Below are 17,545 nucleotides of genomic sequence, written 5' to 3'. Positions count from 1 at the left end.
CAGGCTAACCGAGCCGTCCCGGCCCCGACGATTGCGCTTTCAGCCCTCCGCGAAGGCCTCCGGGGGCGGGCACGCGCACACGAGGTTGCGATCCCCGGCCGCCCCGTCGATGCGGCTCACGGGCGGCCAGTACTTGGCCTGGCGCAGCCCGTCGACCGGGTACGCCGCCTGCTCGCGGGTGTAGGCGCGGTCCCACTCGGCGACGAGGAGGTCCTCGGCGGTGTGGGGGGCGTGGGCGAGGGCCGAGTCGTCGTGGGCGACCGCCCCGGACTCGATCTCGGCGATCTCGTCGGCGATCGCCAGCATCGCGTCGCAGAACCGGTCGATCTCGGCCAGAGGCTCGGACTCGGTCGGCTCGATCATGAGCGTGCCGGCGACCGGGAAGCTCATCGTGGGGGCGTGGAAGCCGTAGTCCACGAGGCGCTTGGCGACGTCGTCGACGGTGACGCCGGTGCGGCGGGTGATGTCGCGCAGGTCGACGATGCACTCGTGGGCGACCCGGCCGTGCTCGCCCGCGTAGAGCACCGGGTATCGCTCGCCGAGGCGGGCGGCGACGTAGTTGGCGTTGAGGATCGCCAGGTGGGTGGCCCGGGTGAGGCCGGGGCCGCCCATCATCCGCACGTAGGCCCACGAGATGGGCAGGATGCCGGCCGAGCCGTACGGCGCCGCCGACACGGGGCCGGGACCCGTTGCCGGGCCGGCGGCGTCGTCGAGGGGGTGGTTCGGCAGGTACGGGGCCAGGTGCGATCGCACGGCGACGGGACCGACGCCGGGGCCGCCGCCGCCGTGGGGGATGCAGAACGTCTTGTGCAGGTTCAGGTGGCTCACGTCGGCGCCGAACTCGCCCGGCTTGGCCACCCCGACGAGGGCGTTCAGGTTGGCGCCGTCGAGGTACACCTGGCCGTCGTGGTCGTGGACGAGGTCGCAGATCTCGCGGATCCGGGTCTCGAACACGCCGTGGGTGGAGGGGTAGGTGACCATCAACCCGGCGAGGGTGTCGGCGTGGTCGGTGACCTTGGCCTTGAGGTCGTCGACGTCGACGTTGCCGTCGTCGTCGCAGGCCACGACCACGACCCGCATGCCGGCCATGACCGCGGAGGCGGCGTTGGTGCCGTGGGCCGAGGAGGGGATGAGGCAGACCCGACGGTCGGTGTCGCCGTTGGCGTCGTGGAACGTGCGGATGGCGAGGAGGCCGGCCAGCTCGCCCTGGGAGCCGGCGTTGGGCTGGAAGCTCACCGCGTCGTAGCCGGTGACCTCGACCAGCCACGCCTCGAGCTGGTCGATGAGCGTGCGGTAGCCCTGGCTGCTGGCCGCCGGAACGAACGGGTGCAGGTTGGCGAAGCCGGGCCAGGAGATGGGCTCCATCTCCGCGGTGGCGTTGAGCTTCATCGTGCAGGACCCGAGCGGGATCATCGCCCGGTCCAGGGCCACGTCCTTGTCCGACAGGCGGCGCAGGTACCGCAGCATCTCGGTCTCGGAGCGGTACGAGTGGAAGGTCGGGTGGGTGAGGTAGCCGCTCGTGCGCACGAGCCCGTCGGGCAGCACCTCTCTCCGTTCTGGCAGTTCTCCTGCTGCGGCACCGAAGGCGGCGGCGAGGCGATCCGCGGTGGCCTCGGTGCAGGTCTCGTCGAACGCGAGGGACACGGTGTCGGCGTCGACCAGGCGGATGTCGATGCCCTCCTCGGCGGCCCGCTCGACGACGCCGGCGGCCTCGCCCGGGACCTCGACGGTGAGCGTGTCGAACCAGGCGTCGTTGCGGACGGTCCGGCCGGCCTGCTCCAGCCGGGCTGCGAAGGCACTGGTCAGTCCATGGACGCGCCCGGCGATGGCCCGCAGCCCCTCGGGGCCGTGGTACACGGCGTACATCGAGGCGATGACAGCCAGGAGCACCTGGGCGGTGCAGATGTTGGACGTCGCCTTCTCGCGACGGATGTGCTGCTCGCGCGTCTGCAGCGCGAGGCGGGTGGCGGGCCGGCCTGCGGCATCGACCGAGACGCCGACGAGGCGTCCGGGCAGGGTCCGCTTGTACTCCTCCCGGCAGCCCATGAAGCCGGCGTGAGGGCCGCCGAAGCCGAGGGGCACGCCGAAGCGCTGCGACGAGCCGACCACGATGTCGGCGCCGAGCTCGCCGGGCGGGGTCAGGACGGTGCAGGCCAGCAGGTCGGTGGCCACGACGGCGAGTGCGCCGGCTGCGTGGGCGGCGTCGATGGCGGGGGAGGGGTCCACGACCGCGCCGGACGCCGCGGGGTGCTGGACCAGCACACCGGCGGCGTCGGAGAGGTCGGCGGCGGCCACGTCGTCCACCACGTCGACGGTGACCCCGATGGCATCGGCCCGGGCCTCGAGCACCGCGATGGTCTGGGGGAAGGTGTCAGCGGCGACGACGAAGCGGGGGCGGTCACCCTTCACCAACCGGCCGCACATGGCCATGGCCTCGGCCGCTGCGGTGCCCTCGTCGAGCAGTGAGGAGTTCGCCAGCTCGGTCCCGGTGAGGTCGGTGATGACGGTCTGGAAGTTGAGCAGCGCCTCGAGGCGGCCCTGGGAGATCTCGGGCTGGTACGGGGTGTAGGCGGTGTACCAGGCGGGATCCTCCAGCACGTTCCGGCGGATGACCGGCGGCGTGTGGGTGCCGTGGTAGCCGAGGCCGATCATGGCGGTGCGCACGACGTTGGCCCCGGCCAGGGCCCGCAGCTCGGCGAGGGCTTCCTCCTCCGACGCGGCCTCGGGCAGGTCCAGGGGTTCGGTCGAGCGGATCGACGACGGCACGGCCTGATCGATGAGCTCGTCGAGGGAACCGGCGCCGACGACGTCGAGCATCGTGGCGATCTCGTCACCTCGGGGGCCGATGTGGCGGCTCGGGAAGCCCGGGTTCGGGATCGGTGCGGTGCTGGTCATGGGTGGAGGCTCCCTGGTGCGCGTCGGCGTGGAGCCCCTTCTGTTCCGTGACCTGAGAGATTCGCCCGGCGAGGCCGGGCTTGCTCCTTCGGTGAGCCCGCAGGCTGCTCTCCAGAGGTGCCTCGTCCCGGCGGTCCGGTGGCCTGAGAGGTTCCGGGGCGGTTGCTCCTTCGGCGCCCTCCCCACTGGCGGTGGGGCGGGACTCTCCCGTCGGGGGTCGTCAGCGCCGCCATCGTAGACCCCGGCCTCGGCCCTACTGTGCAGCCGTGTCCGCCGTGACCGGGTCCGCCGTGCGCATCGAGGCCGACCAGCTCGACCTGGTGGCCCAGGCGTGGGACGCGGCGGTCGACCGGACCCCGGATGCGGACGAGTTCTGCGCCTCGAGCATCTGGTCGTTCTCGGCCGCGGCGTCGTTCCCCGAGCACGGCGCGCCGATCGTCCTCGGTGACGGCTCGTCCTTCGCCGGGCTGCGGCGAGCCACGGCCGAGGACGGCAGCCGGCTGCTGCTCGGACTGGATCCGGTGTGGGGCTTCGCCACGCCGATGGTCGGGCACCCGGTGCAGGCCGCCCGCCTGCTCGCCGCCCGCCTGCGGCTCGACGACCACGACGTCGCCGTGGTCACCGGCCAGCGCCTCGACGGCATCGGGCTGCAGTGCCTGGTGCGGGTGCTGGGCGAGCAGCGCCGGCTGCTGCAGGGGCCGACGGAGCAGCGGTTGCGGGCCGACCTGTCCGGTGGGCTCGAGCCGTGGCTGGCTCGGCGATCGAGTCGCTTCCGCCAGCGCCTGCGCCAGGTGCGCCGTCGAGCCGAGGACGCCGGCGTCGCGGTCGTCGACTGCTCGGCGCTCGCACCCGACGAGGCCATGGACCGCGTGCTCGCGGTCGAGGCGCGGAGCTGGAAGGGGGAGGAGGGCACCGGCCTGGCCAGCGAGTCCCTGGCCGGCTTCTACCGGCGCATGGCCTGGCGCCTGGCCGCCGGCGACCAGCTGCGCCTGCTCTTCGCCCGCCAGGGGGAGCGGGACATCGGCTACGTGCTCGGAGGCGTGCGGGGCCGCACCTACCGGGGCCTGCAACTGTCCCACGACGCTGGCGTCCGTGCTCTCGGCATCGGCCACCTGCTGCAGATCCACCAGCTCGAGGCCCTCGAGGGGACCGGCATCGACGTCTACGACCTCGGCATGGACATGCCCTACAAGCGGCGGTGGGCCGATCGCATCGATGAGACGTTCGCCGTGCTCATCGCCCCCTGAGGCGATCCGCCCCTCTCCGAGCTGGCAGTGCCCCCGTCGCAGTCAGCGTCGGCGACGGCCGGTGATGCCGAGCCCGGCGAGGTCGACGGGCGCGAGGTGGCCGAGCGTCTGCTCGCACCGGGCGACGGGGATCTCGACCGGGTCGACCGCGACGCTGGCCTTGTCCAACCCCGCCGTCCGCCACGCCTGGAGCTGCACGCCCCCGGAGCTGCGGGCCACGGCGCTTCCCGGGTCGTAGAGGGGACGGGCCCGGATCACGTTCGGGTCGGTCGAGCGGAGCACCACGCAGGGGCGGTGCTTGCCCGGACCGTCGTCATCGTCCCGGGTGAAGGGCAGCCACGCGATCAGCACGGTCCCCGGGGGACGGGCCGGGTGGGCGTGCGGCCGCCGGGGACGGGCGGGGGAGCGGGGTCGGGGGATCCGGTCGACCACCTCCACCACCAGCCAGCGGAACCGGTCTCGGACCACCTCGAGGACGACGTGATCGCCGGGGCGGAGCGCTCCGTCGGGGTCGTCCAGGTCGCCGGTGACGGGGGAGCCGTCCCGGGTCCGTTCACCGTCGGCCCGCCACACGACGGTGCCCGGAGCAGGGACGCCGATGACCGTGGCGGTGACGACGCGGTGGTCCGGGTCGACCGGCACGAGTGGGGTGACTAGTCCGCGTCGTCGCGGCGCAGGTTCGAGCCGATGCCGGTCTCGATGTCGAGCTCGGGGCCGTCGTCGTCCTGGGCGAACCACGGCTGCTCGTCCTCGACGACCCGGCGCTGCTTCGACAGCGCCTTGAAGTCGTCCTTGCCCTTCCTGCGGAACAGACCCATGGCGGAGATCCTGCCAGGTCGCCCGGGCGCTCGGTACCGTCCGGGCATGGCCGCCGAGACCGTCGAGCGACGCTGCCGCTGGTGCGCCCGGCGCTTCACCGTCACCGTCGGGCCCGGCCGTCCCCGCGAGTTCTGCCGCCGGTCGTGCCGGCAGCGCGACTACGAGGCCCGCCAGCGGGCGAGCGAGGTCGGCCTGTCCGAGCACGAGCTGGTCCTCACCCGCCAGGCGATGGACGACCTTCGTGACCGGCTCTACGTGCTGGAGTGCGCGGTCGAGGACGTCGAACGGGACCTGACCGGTTCACCGACCCGGGCGGAGTACCGCGAGGCCCTGGACTGGCTGCTCGACGCAGCGCGGCCGGTGGTCGAATCCCTCGGGCGCGAAGGCCGAGCACCGGACTAGTCACTGGTTCCGTCACTGTGACGAAATGACCACACCCGGTGCTGCACTTCTGGAACGGGGGCGCATGTGGGAAGGTGCGCCCGTGCGCCGTCGTCCGACAGGCGCCGACCACCGACGGAGGACCACCCATGGCCGCTCGCACCGACGAGAAGCACCGCCGCCGGCTCCGGAAGGAGCGCGGAGAGCTGGAAGGCATCCTCGAAGCCCTCCAGGGCCAGCTGCGCAGCCTGGTCGACGAGGGGCGCGAGGTCGCCGAGTCGGACTTCTCCGAGGAGGGCGGAGACCCCGACGGCGGCGTGGTCGAGCGAGACCGCGTGCGAGCCCGCATCGCCGACACCGAGGAGCACCTCCGCCAGGTCGACCGGGCCGAGCAGGCGATCGAGGACGGGACCTACGGCACCTGCCGGGTGTGCGGCACCCAGGTGCCCGAGGAGCGCCTCGAGGCGCTGCCGTGGACGACGCTGTGCGTCCAGTGCAAGGCGGCCGGCCACAGCGCCTGAGCGCGGTGGAGGGCGGTTCGGGCTCCACCTGGCCGTCCAGGATCGCAACTTTACAGAACGTGGATTCTCGGCGAAGATCAGGATGGCGGTAGTTCGCAGCCGCAACTCGCGGCCCGGCTAACGGCACGTAGGGACGGCTACGGCACTGTGGTCGGCGGCGCTCCGCAACGCTCTCGTTCCCACTGGTAATGATCCTCGTCGAACCTCACGAGCTGGTCACCGACGAACCCGTAGCCGTTGACCGAGTCCCCAATCAGAGTCCGGCCATCTGGACACTCGATTCGCTCGAAGAAGACCGCCACGTCGTCATCGACGATGCAGTACGGGTCGATCTCGCCCAAGACGATGGTATCGCCGACCGCAGGACAGTCTTCGATGCCTGTTCGATCGGGAGGCTCGGAAGCTGTCTGGTCCCAGGAACACCCAAGGCACGACGCGAGGCCCAGCACTGACACGGCCCAGATGCCACGTCGCACACGCATCCCCGAGTGTTCGTCATGCGCTCCCATCTGTCCTAGTCGCGAGGCAACCGCTCGCCGGCTCGTGTTCGCCGATCTTCCCAGATGCTGGATGATCGGTCCGGCTACTCCGCCGTCCGCTCGACGATGCGCTTGACGGTCATGTGCGAGATCCCGCTCGCCTCGGCGATCTCGCGCAGAGATGATCCAGCGCGGTGCGCCTCACGGATCGCTGCGTCTCGCTTGCTCGAAGCGATGCCGGCGTTCTCGGCCGCGTAGCGAACAAGCTTCAAGAGGTTCTCCTGCTTCGATTCGGGCTTCGTGGTTGTCGCCATCTGGCTGCTCTCAGTCGTCGGTCCGGTTCAGGACGAGTTCGATAATGAGCCGAGCCTCCTCAGCCCAGGTGTCTCGGAGCTGGTCGTCGTCGGTCACCGCATCGGCGGCCTCGGCGAGGAGCAGGCAAATCGCCATGGCCTCGTCGTAGGTGAGCTTGACGTCGCCTCCAGGCACACGTCCGACTGTATCAAGTTGTTACGACGGGCTGCGTGCATAATGCCGGATCTTTGGCGGCTCGACCACCCCTCTCCCCCGCTCCTATCGCTCAGGCGCGTTCCACTTTTGGCAAAAACGCGTTCCACTCCCTCAGGGCCCGATCCGCTGACCTGGGGGTTCACCCTTTGTCACCAATCCCCGATGGGTGGGTCGGCGGATGGGCCGCGCTGCCTCGCTCCCCATCGTCCATCCCTGGTTTCGTCACCGTGACGCTTCGACGTGCTCAGCGGTGCGGCGGCGCACCGGTAGCCTGGTGCGATGGCCCCGCGCAGCAGGACCGGCTCCCGACCGAGCCGTGAGGAACGTCGTGCCCAGCTGCTCGAGGCCGCGGTCGCTGCCATCCGCACCATCGGCCCCAACGCGTCCATGGAGCAGCTCGCCGCCCAGGGTGGGGTGACCAAGCCGATCCTGTACCGCCACTTCGGTGACCGCGAGGGCCTGGGGCGGGCCATCGGCGACCACTACGCCACGGTCCTCATGAACCGCCTGGCGACGCCTCTGGAGAGCGAAGCGCCGCGCGACCTGCTGTGGCGGACCGTCGACACCTACCTCGAGTTCCTCGAGGATGAGCCCCAGCTGTACACGTTCCTCACGTCCGGCGGCGGCGTGCGGCCCGACCTCGAGGAGGCGGGCGCCATCGTCGAATCGGTCGCCCGCGAGGTCGCGGTCCGCATCGGCGACCAGCTCCGCGCCCAGGGGCTCGACGCCGGCGGGGCCGAGCCCTTCGCCCACGGCATCGTCGGCATGGTCCACCAGGCCGGCGACTGGTGGATCCGCAACCGCACCATGTCCCGCCACGCCCTCACGACCTACCTCACGACCCTGCTCTGGAGCGGCTTCGAGGGCATCGCCCGGGGTGCGGGTGCCGACCCCGCAGTGATCTCGGGCACACACCTACACTGAGGGCATCGCGCCGCCGTCGAAGGAGACCTCCGTGCCAGCCACCGTGCCCCACCCCACCCCGCACAAGCTCCCGGAGTTCGCATCCGTCGAGGAGGAGCGCCTGCACCGCAAGCAGCGCCTCGCCGCCACGTTCCGCCTCTTCGGCCGGTTCGGCTTCAACGAGGGCGTGGCCGGCCACGTCACCGCCCGGGACCCCGAGCACCCCGAGCTGTTCTGGGTGAACCCCTTCGGCCTCAGCTTCGACCTGGTGCGCGTCTCGGACCTGATCCTGGTCGACCACAACGGCGCCGTCGTCGAGGGCGACTGGCCGGTCAACCAGGCCGCCTTCGCCATCCACTCCCAGATCCACCAGGCCCGCCCCGACGCCGTCGCCGCCGCCCACACCCACTCCAAGGCGGGTCGGGCGTGGTCGACCCTGGCTCGTCCCCTCGACATGATCACCCAGGACGCGTGCGCCTTCTACGACGACCACGCCGTCTTCGACGACTACACCGGCGTCGTCCTCGACGTCGAGGAGGGCAAGCGCATCGCCCACGCCCTCGGCGACAACAAGGCCGCCATCCTGCGCAACCACGGCCTGCTCACCGTCGGCGGCTCCGTCGACGAGGCCGCCTGGTGGTACATCAGCATGGAGCGCAGCTGCGAGGTGCAGCTCATGGCCGAGGCCGCCGGCACGCCGATCCTCATCGACGAGGAGGGGGCCCAGCAGGCCCACAGCCAGGTCGGCTCGAGCTTCGCCGGCTGGTTCAGCTTCCAGCCGCTGTACGACAAGATCCTCCGCGACCAGCCCGACCTGCTGGACTGAACCGGTGGCCGACGTCGTGCCGATCAGCGACAAGCTCCGGGACGCCCGGGAGCAGGTCCTGCGGCGCCACCTCGACGCGCACTGCACCGGCGACATCGACGCGGTCGTGGCCACCTTCACCCGGCCCCGGATGGAGCTGATCGCCTCCGGGCGGGTGCTCGACGGGGCCGAGGCGATGCGGGCCTACCTGGCCGAGCGGCGCCGCGCCTTCCCCGACCAGTCCTTCGAGGTCATCTGCCACCACCACAGCGACCGGGCCGTGGTGTCGGAGCACTGGATGACGGGCACGCACCTCGGTGAGGTCCACGGGGTCGAGCCCAGCGGCAAGCGGTTCCGGGCCCGGATGGCGTCGATCTTCGAGTTCGACGGCGAAGACCTGATCAACCAGCGCCTCTACTACGACGCCGGCACCATCGCCCGCCAGCTGGCCTAGTCATCTCCGACGGACCGGCGGGCGGTGACTAGCCCAGTCGTCGCAGGACGGTGGCCGAGCGGGCGCAGACCCCGAGCGATCGGCCCCGCACCAGCTGGCTGGACAGGAGCTCGTCGGAGGACAGCTCCACGACCCATCGCTCCCCCAGCGGTTCGCCCGGCAGCGTCCACTCGATCGAGCCCGGGGTCGGGTTGAGCAGCAACAGGAAGCTCTCGCCGACGATGGGTTCGCCCCGTCGGTCGACCGAGGGCATCGCCTCGCCGTTCAGGAAGATGCCGATCGCGTCGGCCAGCCCCGAGTTCCAGTCGTCGTGGGTCATCGACGTGCCGTCCGGCTTCAGCCACGCGATGTCGAACACGTCGGAGCCGTGGATCGGCCGGCCCTGGAACCAGCGGCGTCGGCGGAACACCGGGTGCTCCCGGCGCAGGTGCACCAGGCGGCGGGTGAAGTCGAGCAGCTCGAGGTCGACCTCGGACCAGTCGAACCAGGACAGCTCGTTGTCCTGGCAGTAGGCGTTGTTGTTGCCCCGCTGGCTGCGGCCGAGCTCGTCGCCGCCGAGGAGCATCGGCACGCCCTGGGAGCACAGCACGGTGATCAGCAGGTTCTTTCGCTGACGCCGCCGCAGCGCCTGGATCTCGGGGTCGTCGGTGGGGCCCTCCACGCCGTGGTTCGAGGAGCGGTTGTCGTCGGTGCCGTCCCGGTTGCCCTCCCCGTTGGCCTCGTTGTGCTTGCGGTCGTAGGCGACGAGGTCGGCGAGGGTGAAGCCGTCGTGGGCGGTCACGAAGTTCACCGACGCCGACGGTCGGCGGCTGGACGCCTCGTAGAGGTCCGAGGAGCCGGTGAAGCGGTAGCCGAAGTCCCGCAGCGCGGTGTGCTGCTGGAGCCAGTAGTCGCGCACGGTGTCACGGAACTTGCCGTTCCACTCGGACCACAGCGGCGGGAAGTTGCCGACCTGGTAGCCCCCCTCCCCCACGTCCCAGGGTTCGGCGATCAGCTTCACCTGCGACACGACCGGGTCCTGCTGGATCAGGTCGAAGAAGGCAGAGAGGCGGTCCACCTCGTGCAGCTCTCGGGCCAGGGTGGCGGCCAGGTCGAAGCGGAACCCGTCGACGTGCATCTCGGTGACCCAGTAGCGCAGCGAGTCCATGATGAGCTGCAGCACGTGGGGGTGGCGCATGTTCATGGAGTTGCCGGTGCCGGTGTAGTCCCGGTAGCGGGCCCGGTCGGCGTCCTCGAGGCGGTAGTAGGCGGCGTTGTCGATGCCCTTGAACGACAGCGTCGGCCCGTCGTGGTCGCCCTCGGCGGTGTGGTTGTAGACCACGTCGAGGATCACCTCGATGCCGGCATCGTGCATCGACTTGACCATGTGACGGAACTCCTGGACCTGGCCGCCCTCGTCGCCCCACGCGGCGTAGCCGTTGTGCGGGGCCAGGAAGCCGATGGAGTTGTAGCCCCAGTAGTTGGTCAGGTCCTTGTCGACCAGCCAGTGGTCGTGGATGAACTGGTGCGTCGGGAGCAGCTCCACGGCGGTGATGCCGAGGCGGCGGAGGTGCTGGATGGCCACCGGATGCGCCAGCCCGGCGTAGGTGCCGCGCAGCTCGTCGGGGATGCCCGGCATCTTCTGGGTGAAGCCCTTGACGTGGACCTCGTAGATGATCGTGTCCTCGAGCGGGGTGCCCGGCGCGTGGTCGTTGCCCCAGTGGAAGAACGGGTTGACCACGACCGACTTGGGGACGTGGGGCGCGCTGTCCTCCACGTTCGGCCGGGCCGGATCGTCGAAGCGGTGGGAGAAGCAGGCTTCGTCCCAGTCGACGGTGCCGGTGACCGCCTTGGCGTAGGGGTCCAGCAGCAGCTTGTGCGGGTTGCAGCGGTGGCCGGCGTCGGGCGCCCAGGGGCCGTGCACGCGGAAGCCGTACTGCTGGCCGGGGCCGACCCCGGGGAGGTAGGCGTGCCAGCAGTGCGCGTCGACCTCGACCAGCTCGTGGCGGGTCTCACGCCCGTCGCGGCCGAACAGGCACAGCTCGACCCGCTCGGCGATCTCGCTGAAGAGGCTGAAGTTGGTGCCGGCCCCGTCGAAGGTGGCGCCGAGTGGGTATGCCCGACCGGGCCAGATCTCGCTCAGGATCCGAAGGCGTCCAGGTCGAAGGTGTCAGCGATGTCGGCGCAGTTCTCGGTCATCCACGCATCGACCTCGGCTGCGGCCGCCTCGTACTCCTCACCGAACGCGGTGTCGAGGCTCTCGAGCTTGGCCATGGTCTCGGGATCCATGCTCTCGGGGTCGGTGAAGTCCAGCACCACGCCCTCGAGCTCGGCTGCGACCTGGCTGAAGCCGTCGGCCAGGGTCGAGAAGGCATCGCGGATCTCGTCGGGGGCTGCCGCCGCGACCTCCTGGGTCGCCTCGGCGAGGGGGGCGAAGAGCTGGCCGAAGTCGGTCGCCTCCTCGCCGCCGTACATGGTGGTCGGATCGAAGTCCTCGAAGGCCGTGGCGAAGGCGGCGAGGAAGCCGCACTCCCCCATGCTGTCGGCGAGGGCCTCTTCGTCGATGTCCTCGGAGGTGCCGGAGTCGGTCTCGCTCTCGGTCTCGCTCTCCGTGGTGTCCTCGGCAGCGTCGGCGACCGTGTCGTCGGTGGCGGTGCTGGTGTCGTCGTCATCGCCGCACGCGGCGAAGAGCAGGGCGACGGCGACGAGCGGGGCGAAGATCTTGCTGCGGTGCATCAGGCATTCCCTCGGGAAGGTTCTGTCGGGCCAGAGACACTACCCCGCGTGGTCACCCGTCGCGGTCGTTCGGCCAGAACGGCGGCTTGGTCACCACGGCAGGCACCACCGAACCCCGGACGTCGATCTCGACCTCGACCCCGTCCTCCACGTCCGGCGGCAGGAAGGCCAGCGCGATGCCGGTCTCGAGCATGGGCGAGAAGTTGCCGGAGGTGACCGTGCCGGCGCTGACGCCCCCGACGTGCACCGGGTTCCCCGTGCGGGGTGGCCGGCGTCCCTCGCAGACCAGGCCGCGCAGGCGGCGGGCCACCCCGGTCTCCCGTTCCGCCTGCAGGGCGGCCTTGCCGCGGAACTCGGTGTCCCAGCGGACCACCCAGCCGAGGCCGGCCTGCAGCGGGGTGATGCCGGGGCCGAGCTCGTTGCCGTGCAGGGGCAGACCGGCCTCGAGGCGCAACGTGTCCCGGGCGCCGAGACCCGCCGGCTCGATGCCGCCGGCCAGCAGCGCCTGCCAGAAGGCGGGTGCCACGTCGGCGGGCACTGCGCACTCCACCCCGTCCTCCCCGGTGTAGCCGGTGCCGGCCACCGTGCAGGCGTGCCCGTCCCAGTCGAAGCTGCGGACCGCGAAGCGAGGCACCTCGGCCGCATCAGGTGCCACCGCTGCGAGGCGGGCGCGCGCGTCAGGCCCCTGGATCGCGATCACGGCCCGCGTCGCGGTCACGTCCTCCCCGCCGATGGCCTCCCGCACGCCGTCGGTGTTGGACGCGTTCGGCATGACGTCGAACACCTCGTCGTCGCGCCACCACACGATGATGTCGTCCACCACCGAGGCGTCGTCGGCGTCGAGCAGGTGGGTGTACTGGGCCCGACCCGGCTCGATCCGGCGGAGGTCGTTGGTGAGCGTGGTCTGCAGCCGCTCGAAGGCACCGGGCCCGGTGACGCGCACCGTGCCGAGGTGGGACACGTCGAAGGCGACCGCGCCGGTGCGACAGGCGCGGTGTTCGGCGACGGTGCCCTCGGCGTACGCGAGCGGCATCTCCCAGCCGCCGAAGGGAACGAGCTTGGCGCCGAGGGTGCGGTGCTCGGCATCGAGGGGCGATCGCTGCATGCCCCGAGCCTGGCAGGTGCGAGGCGGCGGGCGGATCAGCCCTGGGCGGCGGTGCCGATGCCCTTCGGGGTGGTGTCGTCGCTGAACATCTGCACGGCGGTGTCGAGCTCCTCGATGACGCCGTCCATGGGGAGCAGGTTGAGCACGCCCTGTCCCTGGTAGCGGTTCACCACGTCGATCAGCTCGTTGCCCCGGACCAGCACGGCGCTCGTGCCGTCGATGACCAGGTGGGCGGAGGCGACGTCCTCGCCGAGGCGCTCGCGCAGGTACTCGAAGGCCTCGCGGATGGACTCCAGCTTGATGCCGGCGTCGAGCAGGCGCTTGATGACCTTGAGCTCGAGCAGGTCCTTGTAGCTGTAGCGGCGCCGGGTGCCGGAGCCGCCGGCGTCGGCGAGCGACGGCCGGATCAGGTCGGTGCGGGCCCAGTAGTCGAGCTGGCGGTAGGTGATGCCGACGATCTCTGCCGCCCGCTTCCCCGAGAAGCCACCTTCGATCGTGCCTGCCATCACCGCTCCTCCGTCCAGCGCCTCCAGCGGGCCCGACGGACCACACCGGCGAAATTACGCGCGTGTCGTGGCGGAATGGTATGACCGGTCGCGCGCTGCGTCAACGGGTGGCCCCGTCGGCCACCGCCTCCCCCAGCGCGAGCAGCTGCTCGGGCGTGCCGATGGCGATCAGCACCTCACCGGCTTGGAGGAGGGTCTCCGGTGTCGGGTTGCTGCGGAACCGCCCGGCGGCGTCGCGCATCGCGAGCACGAGCGCGCCGGTCCGGTCCCGGATGTGGGCGTCCCGCAGGCTCCGTCCGGCGATGGCCGAACCGGCGTGGACCTCGACCTCGGCCAACCGGAACTCGAGGTCGGCGTCGTGCATCACCACGTCGAGGAAGTCGGTGACGGAGGGTTGCAGGATCAACGCCGCGATGCGCTGGCCGCCGATGTGCTGGGGGTTGACCACCCGGTCGGCGCCGGCCTGGAGCAGCTTGGCCTCCGCGGACTCGATGCGGGCGCGGGCGACGATGAACAGATCGGCCCGGAGCGCCCGCCCGGAGAGGGTCACGAACAGGTTGGCGGCGTCGGAGTCGAGCGCGGTCACGAGGGCGCGGGCCCGGCCGATCGAGGCCGCGGCCAGGACGCCGTCGTCGGTGGCGTCGCCCTCGATGAAGGGCAGCTCCATCTCGCTGAACCGGTCGGGGTCGATGTCGATGACCACGACCTCGGTCCCGGATGCGGCGATGTCGCGCGCGATCGTCTGGCCGACGCGTCCCCACCCGCAGACGATGACGTGGTCGGACATGGCGGCGATGCCCTTGTCCATGCGCCTCCTCCAGATCTGGTCGGTGAGTCGACCCTCGACGATCGATTCGAGCATGACACCCAGGGTGTAGAGCGCCGTGCCCACACCGCTCACGACGAGCGTCATCGTCACGACCCGGTATCCGGTGGTGTCGATCAGGTGGGCGGGGCCGATCTCCCGGTACCCGACCGTGGAGATGGTCAGGATCGTCTGGTACAGCGAGTCCTCGGGCTCCAGGCCGATGACCACGTACCCGAGCGTCCCGAGCAGCGTGACCAGCCCGAGCAGCAGCACACCTCGCTGGAGGCGGGCCGCTGCGCTGACCGGGTGCGGCCGCCCCACGCTGGCCCGCCGGCGCAGCTCGGCGCCCCACACGTGCTGGTGCCTCGTCCTAGGACGCGAAGTCTTCGGGGTTCACCTGGTCGATGAACTCACGGAACTCCTCGACGACCTCGTCGTCGTCCTCGAGGTCCTCGTCGTCGGGCACGTCCAGGTAGCCGGCTTCGGCCAGGACGGCCTCGTCGGCGAACACGGGCGTGCCCACCCGCACGGCGATGGCCATGGCATCGCTCGGGCGGGCCGAGACGACGTGGACCTGCTCGCCGACCTGCAGGTGGAGATCCGCGTAGTAGACGTCGTCGCGCAGCGCCGAGATCACGATGCGATCGAGGTGGGCGTCCAGCTCGTCCAGCAGCAGGGTGATGAGGTCGTGGGTGAGGGGCCGGCGCGTCTCCACGCCATCGAGCGCGAAGGCGATGGCCTGGGCCTCTGGTCCACCGATCATGATCGCCAGCATCCGGCGATCGCCCTCGAGCTCCCGGAGCAGCATCACCGGGGTGTTCGAGGGCATGTCCACGCGGACGCCGACGAGCTCCATCTCCGAAGTCATCACGGGCCACCCTATCGCTGGCCCCGCGGACCCCGTTGCGGTCCGCGCTACGGGAGGGTGTCGCGCAGCGCCCGGCGCAGCAGCGCGGCGTGCAGGGACTCGCCCGCGTCGGCCAGCTCGGTGACGGTGTCGACCGCACGGGCCCGGGCTTCGGGGTTGCGCTGCTTGAGCAGGGGCACGATGAGCTGCTCGAGCACCCCCGCCTCGCGCTCGGCGGCGATCTTGTACATGCGCAGGTGGCGGACCTCGACGCCGTGGTCGAGGAACGCCCGGCACGCCTCCACGATCGGCAGCTGGTCGACGTCGTAGTAGGTGTCGTTCCCGATCCGTCGCGACGAGATCATCGAGAACCCCTCGAGCTCGTGCACCGCATCGACGCCGACGTTGGCCCGGGCGGCCAGCTCCTCGGCGGTGAGGGAGGACCCGTCCGGCGCGTGGTCGAGGGCGGTGCCCACCGGCTGCGGTGCGCCCTCGGGCGCTTCGGCTGGCTCCGGGGGGGCCGGCTCCTCGTCGTGGGGGCCGACCTCGATCGCCGAGGCCGCAGCCAGCGATGCCGCGGCGTGGCGGACGTCGTCGCCGCTCTCGTCCTGGAGAGCCCCGGGGAGCTGGTCGGCGGGCGGGCTCTGGTGATCGCCCGCCGGCGGTGTCCCGGTGGCGTCCCACTCGGCGAGCCGCTCGCGGATCACCTTCAGGGGCAGGAAGTGGTCCCGCTGCTGGGTCAGGATCCACTGCAGGCGCTCGATGTCGGCGTCGTAGAACTTGCGGTAGCCGGACGGCGTGCGCTCGGGGTCGAGCAGGCCTTGGGACTCGAGGAAGCGGATCTTGGAGATCGTGATGTCCGGGAAGTCCGCCTGCACCAGCGAGAGGACCTCGCCGATGGACAGGTGGGCGTGCTCCCCGGTCTCGTGGCTCATGCGTCGCCGTGGACGAAGACCAGCTTGAAGGACCCGATCTGCAGCTCGTCACCGTCGCGCAGGGGCGCCTCCTCGACCCGGTTCCGGTTCAGGTAGGTGCCGTTCAGGGAGCCGACGTCGCGCACGGTGTAGTCGTCGCCCTCCCGGGTGATCTCGGCGTGGCGACGGGAGACGGTGACGTCGTCGAGGAAGATGTCGCTCTCGGGATGGCGACCAGCGACGGTGCGGTCGGCGTCGAGGACGTAGCGGCTGCCGGCGTTGCGCCCGCGCCTGACCACCAGCGCGCCGACGCCTGCCGGGATCTCGTGCAGGTCGACCCCGACGTCCTCGGCCCCTTCGAGGCCGGGCTCGGTGTGGAACGTGATCGTGGAGTCCTCGCCGCTGCGGTGCTCGAGGCCTGCCCCGCAGGACGAGCAGAAGTTCGACCCGAGGGGGTTGCCGTGCCCGCAGCGGGTGCAGAAGACGTGATCAGCCACCGGAGCCGCCTCAGCCCTCGATGAGGTTCCGGTAGGCGCCTGCGTCCAGGAGCTCGGTGCCGCCGTCGGCCGTCTCGATGATGAAGATCCAGCCCTCGCCGTAGGGGTCGTCGTTGAGCCGTTCGGGGGTGTCGGCCAGCTCGGTGTTGACCTCCACGATGGTGCCCGACACGGGCGCGTAGATGTCGGAGACCGACTTGGTGGACTCCACCTCGGCGATGGCGTCGCCGGCGGACACGTCGGCGCCCACCTCGGGCAGCTGCACGTAGACGACGTCGCCGAGGGCGTCCTGGGCGTAGTCGGTGATGCCGACGCGGGCCCGGCCGCCGTCGGTGCGGATCCACTCGTGGTCGGACGAGTACGCGAGGTCCTCGGGCACGTTCATGCCGGCGGAGGCTACCGGACGATCCGGCCCGGGCTCAGCGATGGAGCGCGTGCCGGGTGCGATCAGGCTGCGCTGCGATCGGCCCGGACCTGGCGACCCTCGGCGAGGGCCTTGCGCCCGAGCGGGATGTAGAGCAGGGCCGACCAGTAGGCCAGGGCCAGGCCCGGGACTCCCACGACCCACGCCAGCACCCGGAACCCGTCGGCCGTGGCGTGGTCGCTGGCGCCGACGAGGAAGGACGGGAACGCGCCCATCAGGGCGAACGTCGCGGCCTTGCCGTACCAGGTGACGTCGATCCGCGACGCGCCGAGCGCGGCGAGCGAGACGGTGCCGATGGCCACTGCGGCCTCGCGGACCAGCACCGCGACGGCGAACCAGAGCGGGACGGAGCCGTCGATGATGATGGAGCCGACGCCGACGAAGAACAGCAGGCGGTCGGCCACCGGGTCGAGCACCTTGCCGACGTTGGACACCTGCCCGAGGCGGCGGGCCAGGTAGCCGTCGAGCCAGTCCGTGCTGCCGATGAGGAACAGCACCCACCCGGCCGCCCACCGGTCGTCCGCGCCGAACAGGAGGTAGACGAACACCGGCAGGGTGCACAGCCGGATGACGGTGATGAGGTTCGGGATGGTGAGGATCCCGGCGTCTTCGACGAGGTCCTCGTCGAGGACGATCGCATCGTCGGGTGCGACGGCGGATTCGGCGGCGTCCTCGACCGGTTCGCTCATGAAATGCACCCTACGGTCCCTGTCAC

The 17,545-nt window shown here is 71.1% G+C and carries 22 protein-coding genes and 1 riboswitch; of the genes, 6 read left to right on the top strand and 16 right to left on the bottom strand.

The genetic code is table 11. The features are described from left to right. Positions 1-39: 39 nt before the first annotated feature. Positions 40-2,895 (bottom strand): aminomethyl-transferring glycine dehydrogenase, encoded by a 2,856-nt coding sequence (gene gcvP, locus RGQ06_RS16765; protein ID WP_432429863.1) that lies wholly within the window; start codon positions 2,893-2,895, stop codon positions 40-42. A gap of 30 nt (positions 2,896-2,925) precedes the next feature. Further along, a riboswitch (glycine riboswitch) is annotated at positions 2,926-3,020 on the bottom strand. A gap of 141 nt (positions 3,021-3,161) precedes the next feature. Here gcvP and RGQ06_RS16760 point away from each other — a divergent pair. After that, positions 3,162-4,142 (top strand): GNAT family N-acetyltransferase, encoded by a 981-nt coding sequence (locus RGQ06_RS16760; RefSeq protein ID WP_432429862.1) that lies wholly within the window; start codon positions 3,162-3,164, stop codon positions 4,140-4,142. A 42-nt stretch (positions 4,143-4,184) separates the two neighbouring features. Here RGQ06_RS16760 and RGQ06_RS16755 read toward each other — a convergent pair whose 3' ends face one another. Further along, entirely contained in the window at positions 4,185-4,784 is a 600-nt protein-coding gene (locus tag RGQ06_RS16755; protein WP_432429861.1) for a hypothetical protein, read from the bottom strand. An 11-nt stretch (positions 4,785-4,795) separates the two neighbouring features. Next, the gene (locus RGQ06_RS16750) at positions 4,796-4,960 is read right to left on the bottom strand and encodes a hypothetical protein (protein ID WP_432429860.1); all 165 of its coding nucleotides are present in this window, start codon (positions 4,958-4,960) and stop codon (positions 4,796-4,798) included. A gap of 46 nt (positions 4,961-5,006) precedes the next feature. Between RGQ06_RS16750 and RGQ06_RS16745 the strand changes: the two genes are divergently transcribed. Both RGQ06_RS16745 and RGQ06_RS16740 read left to right on the top strand, forming a co-directional pair. After that, positions 5,007-5,363, top strand: coding sequence for a hypothetical protein (locus RGQ06_RS16745; RefSeq protein WP_432429859.1), 357 nt, complete (start codon positions 5,007-5,009; stop codon positions 5,361-5,363). A gap of 128 nt (positions 5,364-5,491) precedes the next feature. After that, positions 5,492-5,863: a TraR/DksA family transcriptional regulator gene (locus tag RGQ06_RS16740; protein WP_432429858.1), complete on the top strand. Its 372-nt coding sequence runs from the start codon at positions 5,492-5,494 to the stop codon at positions 5,861-5,863. Positions 5,864-6,000: 137 nt separating this feature from the next. On the opposite strand, the gene RGQ06_RS16735 is transcribed toward RGQ06_RS16740, so the two are convergent. The 3 genes from RGQ06_RS16735 to RGQ06_RS16725 all read right to left on the bottom strand — a co-directional run bounded on the left by RGQ06_RS16735 (position 6,001) and on the right by RGQ06_RS16725 (position 6,831). Further along, entirely contained in the window at positions 6,001-6,204 is a 204-nt protein-coding gene (locus RGQ06_RS16735; RefSeq protein WP_432429857.1) for a hypothetical protein, read from the bottom strand. Between the two features lie 242 nt (positions 6,205-6,446). Next, positions 6,447-6,656, bottom strand: a complete 210-nt coding sequence (locus tag RGQ06_RS16730; RefSeq protein WP_432429856.1) for a hypothetical protein — start codon at positions 6,654-6,656, stop codon at positions 6,447-6,449. Between the two features lie 10 nt (positions 6,657-6,666). Then, positions 6,667-6,831, bottom strand: coding sequence for a hypothetical protein (locus RGQ06_RS16725; RefSeq protein ID WP_432429855.1), 165 nt, complete (start codon positions 6,829-6,831; stop codon positions 6,667-6,669). A gap of 300 nt (positions 6,832-7,131) precedes the next feature. Between RGQ06_RS16725 and RGQ06_RS16720 the strand changes: the two genes are divergently transcribed. The 3 genes from RGQ06_RS16720 to RGQ06_RS16710 are packed head-to-tail and all read left to right on the top strand — an operon-like array spanning position 7,132 to position 9,014. Then, positions 7,132-7,776: a TetR/AcrR family transcriptional regulator gene (locus RGQ06_RS16720; protein WP_432429854.1), complete on the top strand. Its 645-nt coding sequence runs from the start codon at positions 7,132-7,134 to the stop codon at positions 7,774-7,776. Between the two features lie 31 nt (positions 7,777-7,807). Then, positions 7,808-8,581: a class II aldolase/adducin family protein gene (locus RGQ06_RS16715; RefSeq protein WP_432429853.1), complete on the top strand. Its 774-nt coding sequence runs from the start codon at positions 7,808-7,810 to the stop codon at positions 8,579-8,581. Between the two features lie 4 nt (positions 8,582-8,585). After that, positions 8,586-9,014 (top strand): ester cyclase, encoded by a 429-nt coding sequence (locus RGQ06_RS16710; protein WP_432429852.1) that lies wholly within the window; start codon positions 8,586-8,588, stop codon positions 9,012-9,014. A 28-nt stretch (positions 9,015-9,042) separates the two neighbouring features. On the opposite strand, the gene glgX is transcribed toward RGQ06_RS16710, so the two are convergent. From glgX to RGQ06_RS16660, 10 genes are all read right to left on the bottom strand, one after another. Then, positions 9,043-11,136, bottom strand: coding sequence for a glycogen debranching protein GlgX (gene glgX / locus RGQ06_RS16705; RefSeq protein ID WP_432430068.1), 2,094 nt, complete (start codon positions 11,134-11,136; stop codon positions 9,043-9,045). Next, on the bottom strand, positions 11,133-11,729 hold the full coding sequence (locus RGQ06_RS16700) for a hypothetical protein (protein ID WP_432429851.1): 597 nt from the start codon (positions 11,727-11,729) through the stop codon (positions 11,133-11,135). The genes glgX and RGQ06_RS16700 overlap by 4 nt, the downstream gene beginning before the upstream one ends. Positions 11,730-11,781: 52 nt before the next feature. Then, complete coding sequence (gcvT, locus tag RGQ06_RS16695) at positions 11,782-12,834, bottom strand: glycine cleavage system aminomethyltransferase GcvT (protein ID WP_432429850.1); 1,053 nt, start codon at positions 12,832-12,834, stop codon at positions 11,782-11,784. A gap of 35 nt (positions 12,835-12,869) precedes the next feature. Further along, complete coding sequence (locus RGQ06_RS16690; RefSeq protein WP_432429849.1) at positions 12,870-13,340, bottom strand: MerR family transcriptional regulator; 471 nt, start codon at positions 13,338-13,340, stop codon at positions 12,870-12,872. Between the two features lie 100 nt (positions 13,341-13,440). Next, a complete protein-coding gene (locus RGQ06_RS16685; protein ID WP_432429848.1) occupies positions 13,441-14,502 on the bottom strand; it encodes a potassium channel family protein in 1,062 nt (353 codons plus the stop codon). Between the two features lie 16 nt (positions 14,503-14,518). Continuing rightward, positions 14,519-15,016 (bottom strand): bifunctional nuclease family protein, encoded by a 498-nt coding sequence (locus RGQ06_RS16680; protein ID WP_432429847.1) that lies wholly within the window; start codon positions 15,014-15,016, stop codon positions 14,519-14,521. A 47-nt stretch (positions 15,017-15,063) separates the two neighbouring features. Continuing rightward, the gene (locus RGQ06_RS16675) at positions 15,064-15,930 is read right to left on the bottom strand and encodes a MerR family transcriptional regulator (protein ID WP_432429846.1); all 867 of its coding nucleotides are present in this window, start codon (positions 15,928-15,930) and stop codon (positions 15,064-15,066) included. Then, complete coding sequence (locus tag RGQ06_RS16670; RefSeq protein WP_432429845.1) at positions 15,927-16,406, bottom strand: FHA domain-containing protein; 480 nt, start codon at positions 16,404-16,406, stop codon at positions 15,927-15,929. Before RGQ06_RS16670 ends, RGQ06_RS16675 begins: the two co-directional genes overlap by 4 nt. Positions 16,407-16,416: 10 nt before the next feature. Next, complete coding sequence (gene gcvH, locus RGQ06_RS16665) at positions 16,417-16,791, bottom strand: glycine cleavage system protein GcvH (RefSeq protein ID WP_432429844.1); 375 nt, start codon at positions 16,789-16,791, stop codon at positions 16,417-16,419. 62 nt (positions 16,792-16,853) lie between these two features. Next, positions 16,854-17,519 (bottom strand): CDP-alcohol phosphatidyltransferase family protein, encoded by a 666-nt coding sequence (locus RGQ06_RS16660; protein WP_432429843.1) that lies wholly within the window; start codon positions 17,517-17,519, stop codon positions 16,854-16,856. Positions 17,520-17,545: the final 26 nt, after the last annotated feature.

Source organism: Salinilacustrithrix flava, assembly GCF_041228405.1.
In the GTDB taxonomy this organism is placed as follows: domain Bacteria; phylum Actinomycetota; class Acidimicrobiia; order Acidimicrobiales; family Salinilacustritrichaceae; genus Salinilacustrithrix; species Salinilacustrithrix flava.
Note: the sequence above shows the minus strand (reverse complement) of the source record. Positions and strands in the feature narration are given on the sequence as shown.

Coding starts and splice junctions, on each gene's coding strand:
- RGQ06_RS16750 (WP_432429860.1), bottom strand. CDS start 4,960: ATGGGTCTGTTCCGCAGGAAGGGCAAGGACGACTTCAAGGCGCTGTCG.
- RGQ06_RS16690 (WP_432429849.1), bottom strand. CDS start 13,340: ATGGCAGGCACGATCGAAGGTGGCTTCTCGGGGAAGCGGGCGGCAGAG.
- gcvP (WP_432429863.1), bottom strand. CDS start 2,895: ATGACCAGCACCGCACCGATCCCGAACCCGGGCTTCCCGAGCCGCCAC.
- RGQ06_RS16660 (WP_432429843.1), bottom strand. CDS start 17,519: ATGAGCGAACCGGTCGAGGACGCCGCCGAATCCGCCGTCGCACCCGAC.
- RGQ06_RS16720 (WP_432429854.1), top strand. CDS start 7,132: ATGGCCCCGCGCAGCAGGACCGGCTCCCGACCGAGCCGTGAGGAACGT.
- RGQ06_RS16730 (WP_432429856.1), bottom strand. CDS start 6,656: ATGGCGACAACCACGAAGCCCGAATCGAAGCAGGAGAACCTCTTGAAG.
- gcvH (WP_432429844.1), bottom strand. CDS start 16,791: ATGAACGTGCCCGAGGACCTCGCGTACTCGTCCGACCACGAGTGGATC.
- gcvT (WP_432429850.1), bottom strand. CDS start 12,834: ATGCAGCGATCGCCCCTCGATGCCGAGCACCGCACCCTCGGCGCCAAG.
- RGQ06_RS16740 (WP_432429858.1), top strand. CDS start 5,492: ATGGCCGCTCGCACCGACGAGAAGCACCGCCGCCGGCTCCGGAAGGAG.
- RGQ06_RS16675 (WP_432429846.1), bottom strand. CDS start 15,930: ATGAGCCACGAGACCGGGGAGCACGCCCACCTGTCCATCGGCGAGGTC.
- RGQ06_RS16745 (WP_432429859.1), top strand. CDS start 5,007: ATGGCCGCCGAGACCGTCGAGCGACGCTGCCGCTGGTGCGCCCGGCGC.
- RGQ06_RS16680 (WP_432429847.1), bottom strand. CDS start 15,016: ATGACTTCGGAGATGGAGCTCGTCGGCGTCCGCGTGGACATGCCCTCG.
- RGQ06_RS16700 (WP_432429851.1), bottom strand. CDS start 11,729: ATGCACCGCAGCAAGATCTTCGCCCCGCTCGTCGCCGTCGCCCTGCTC.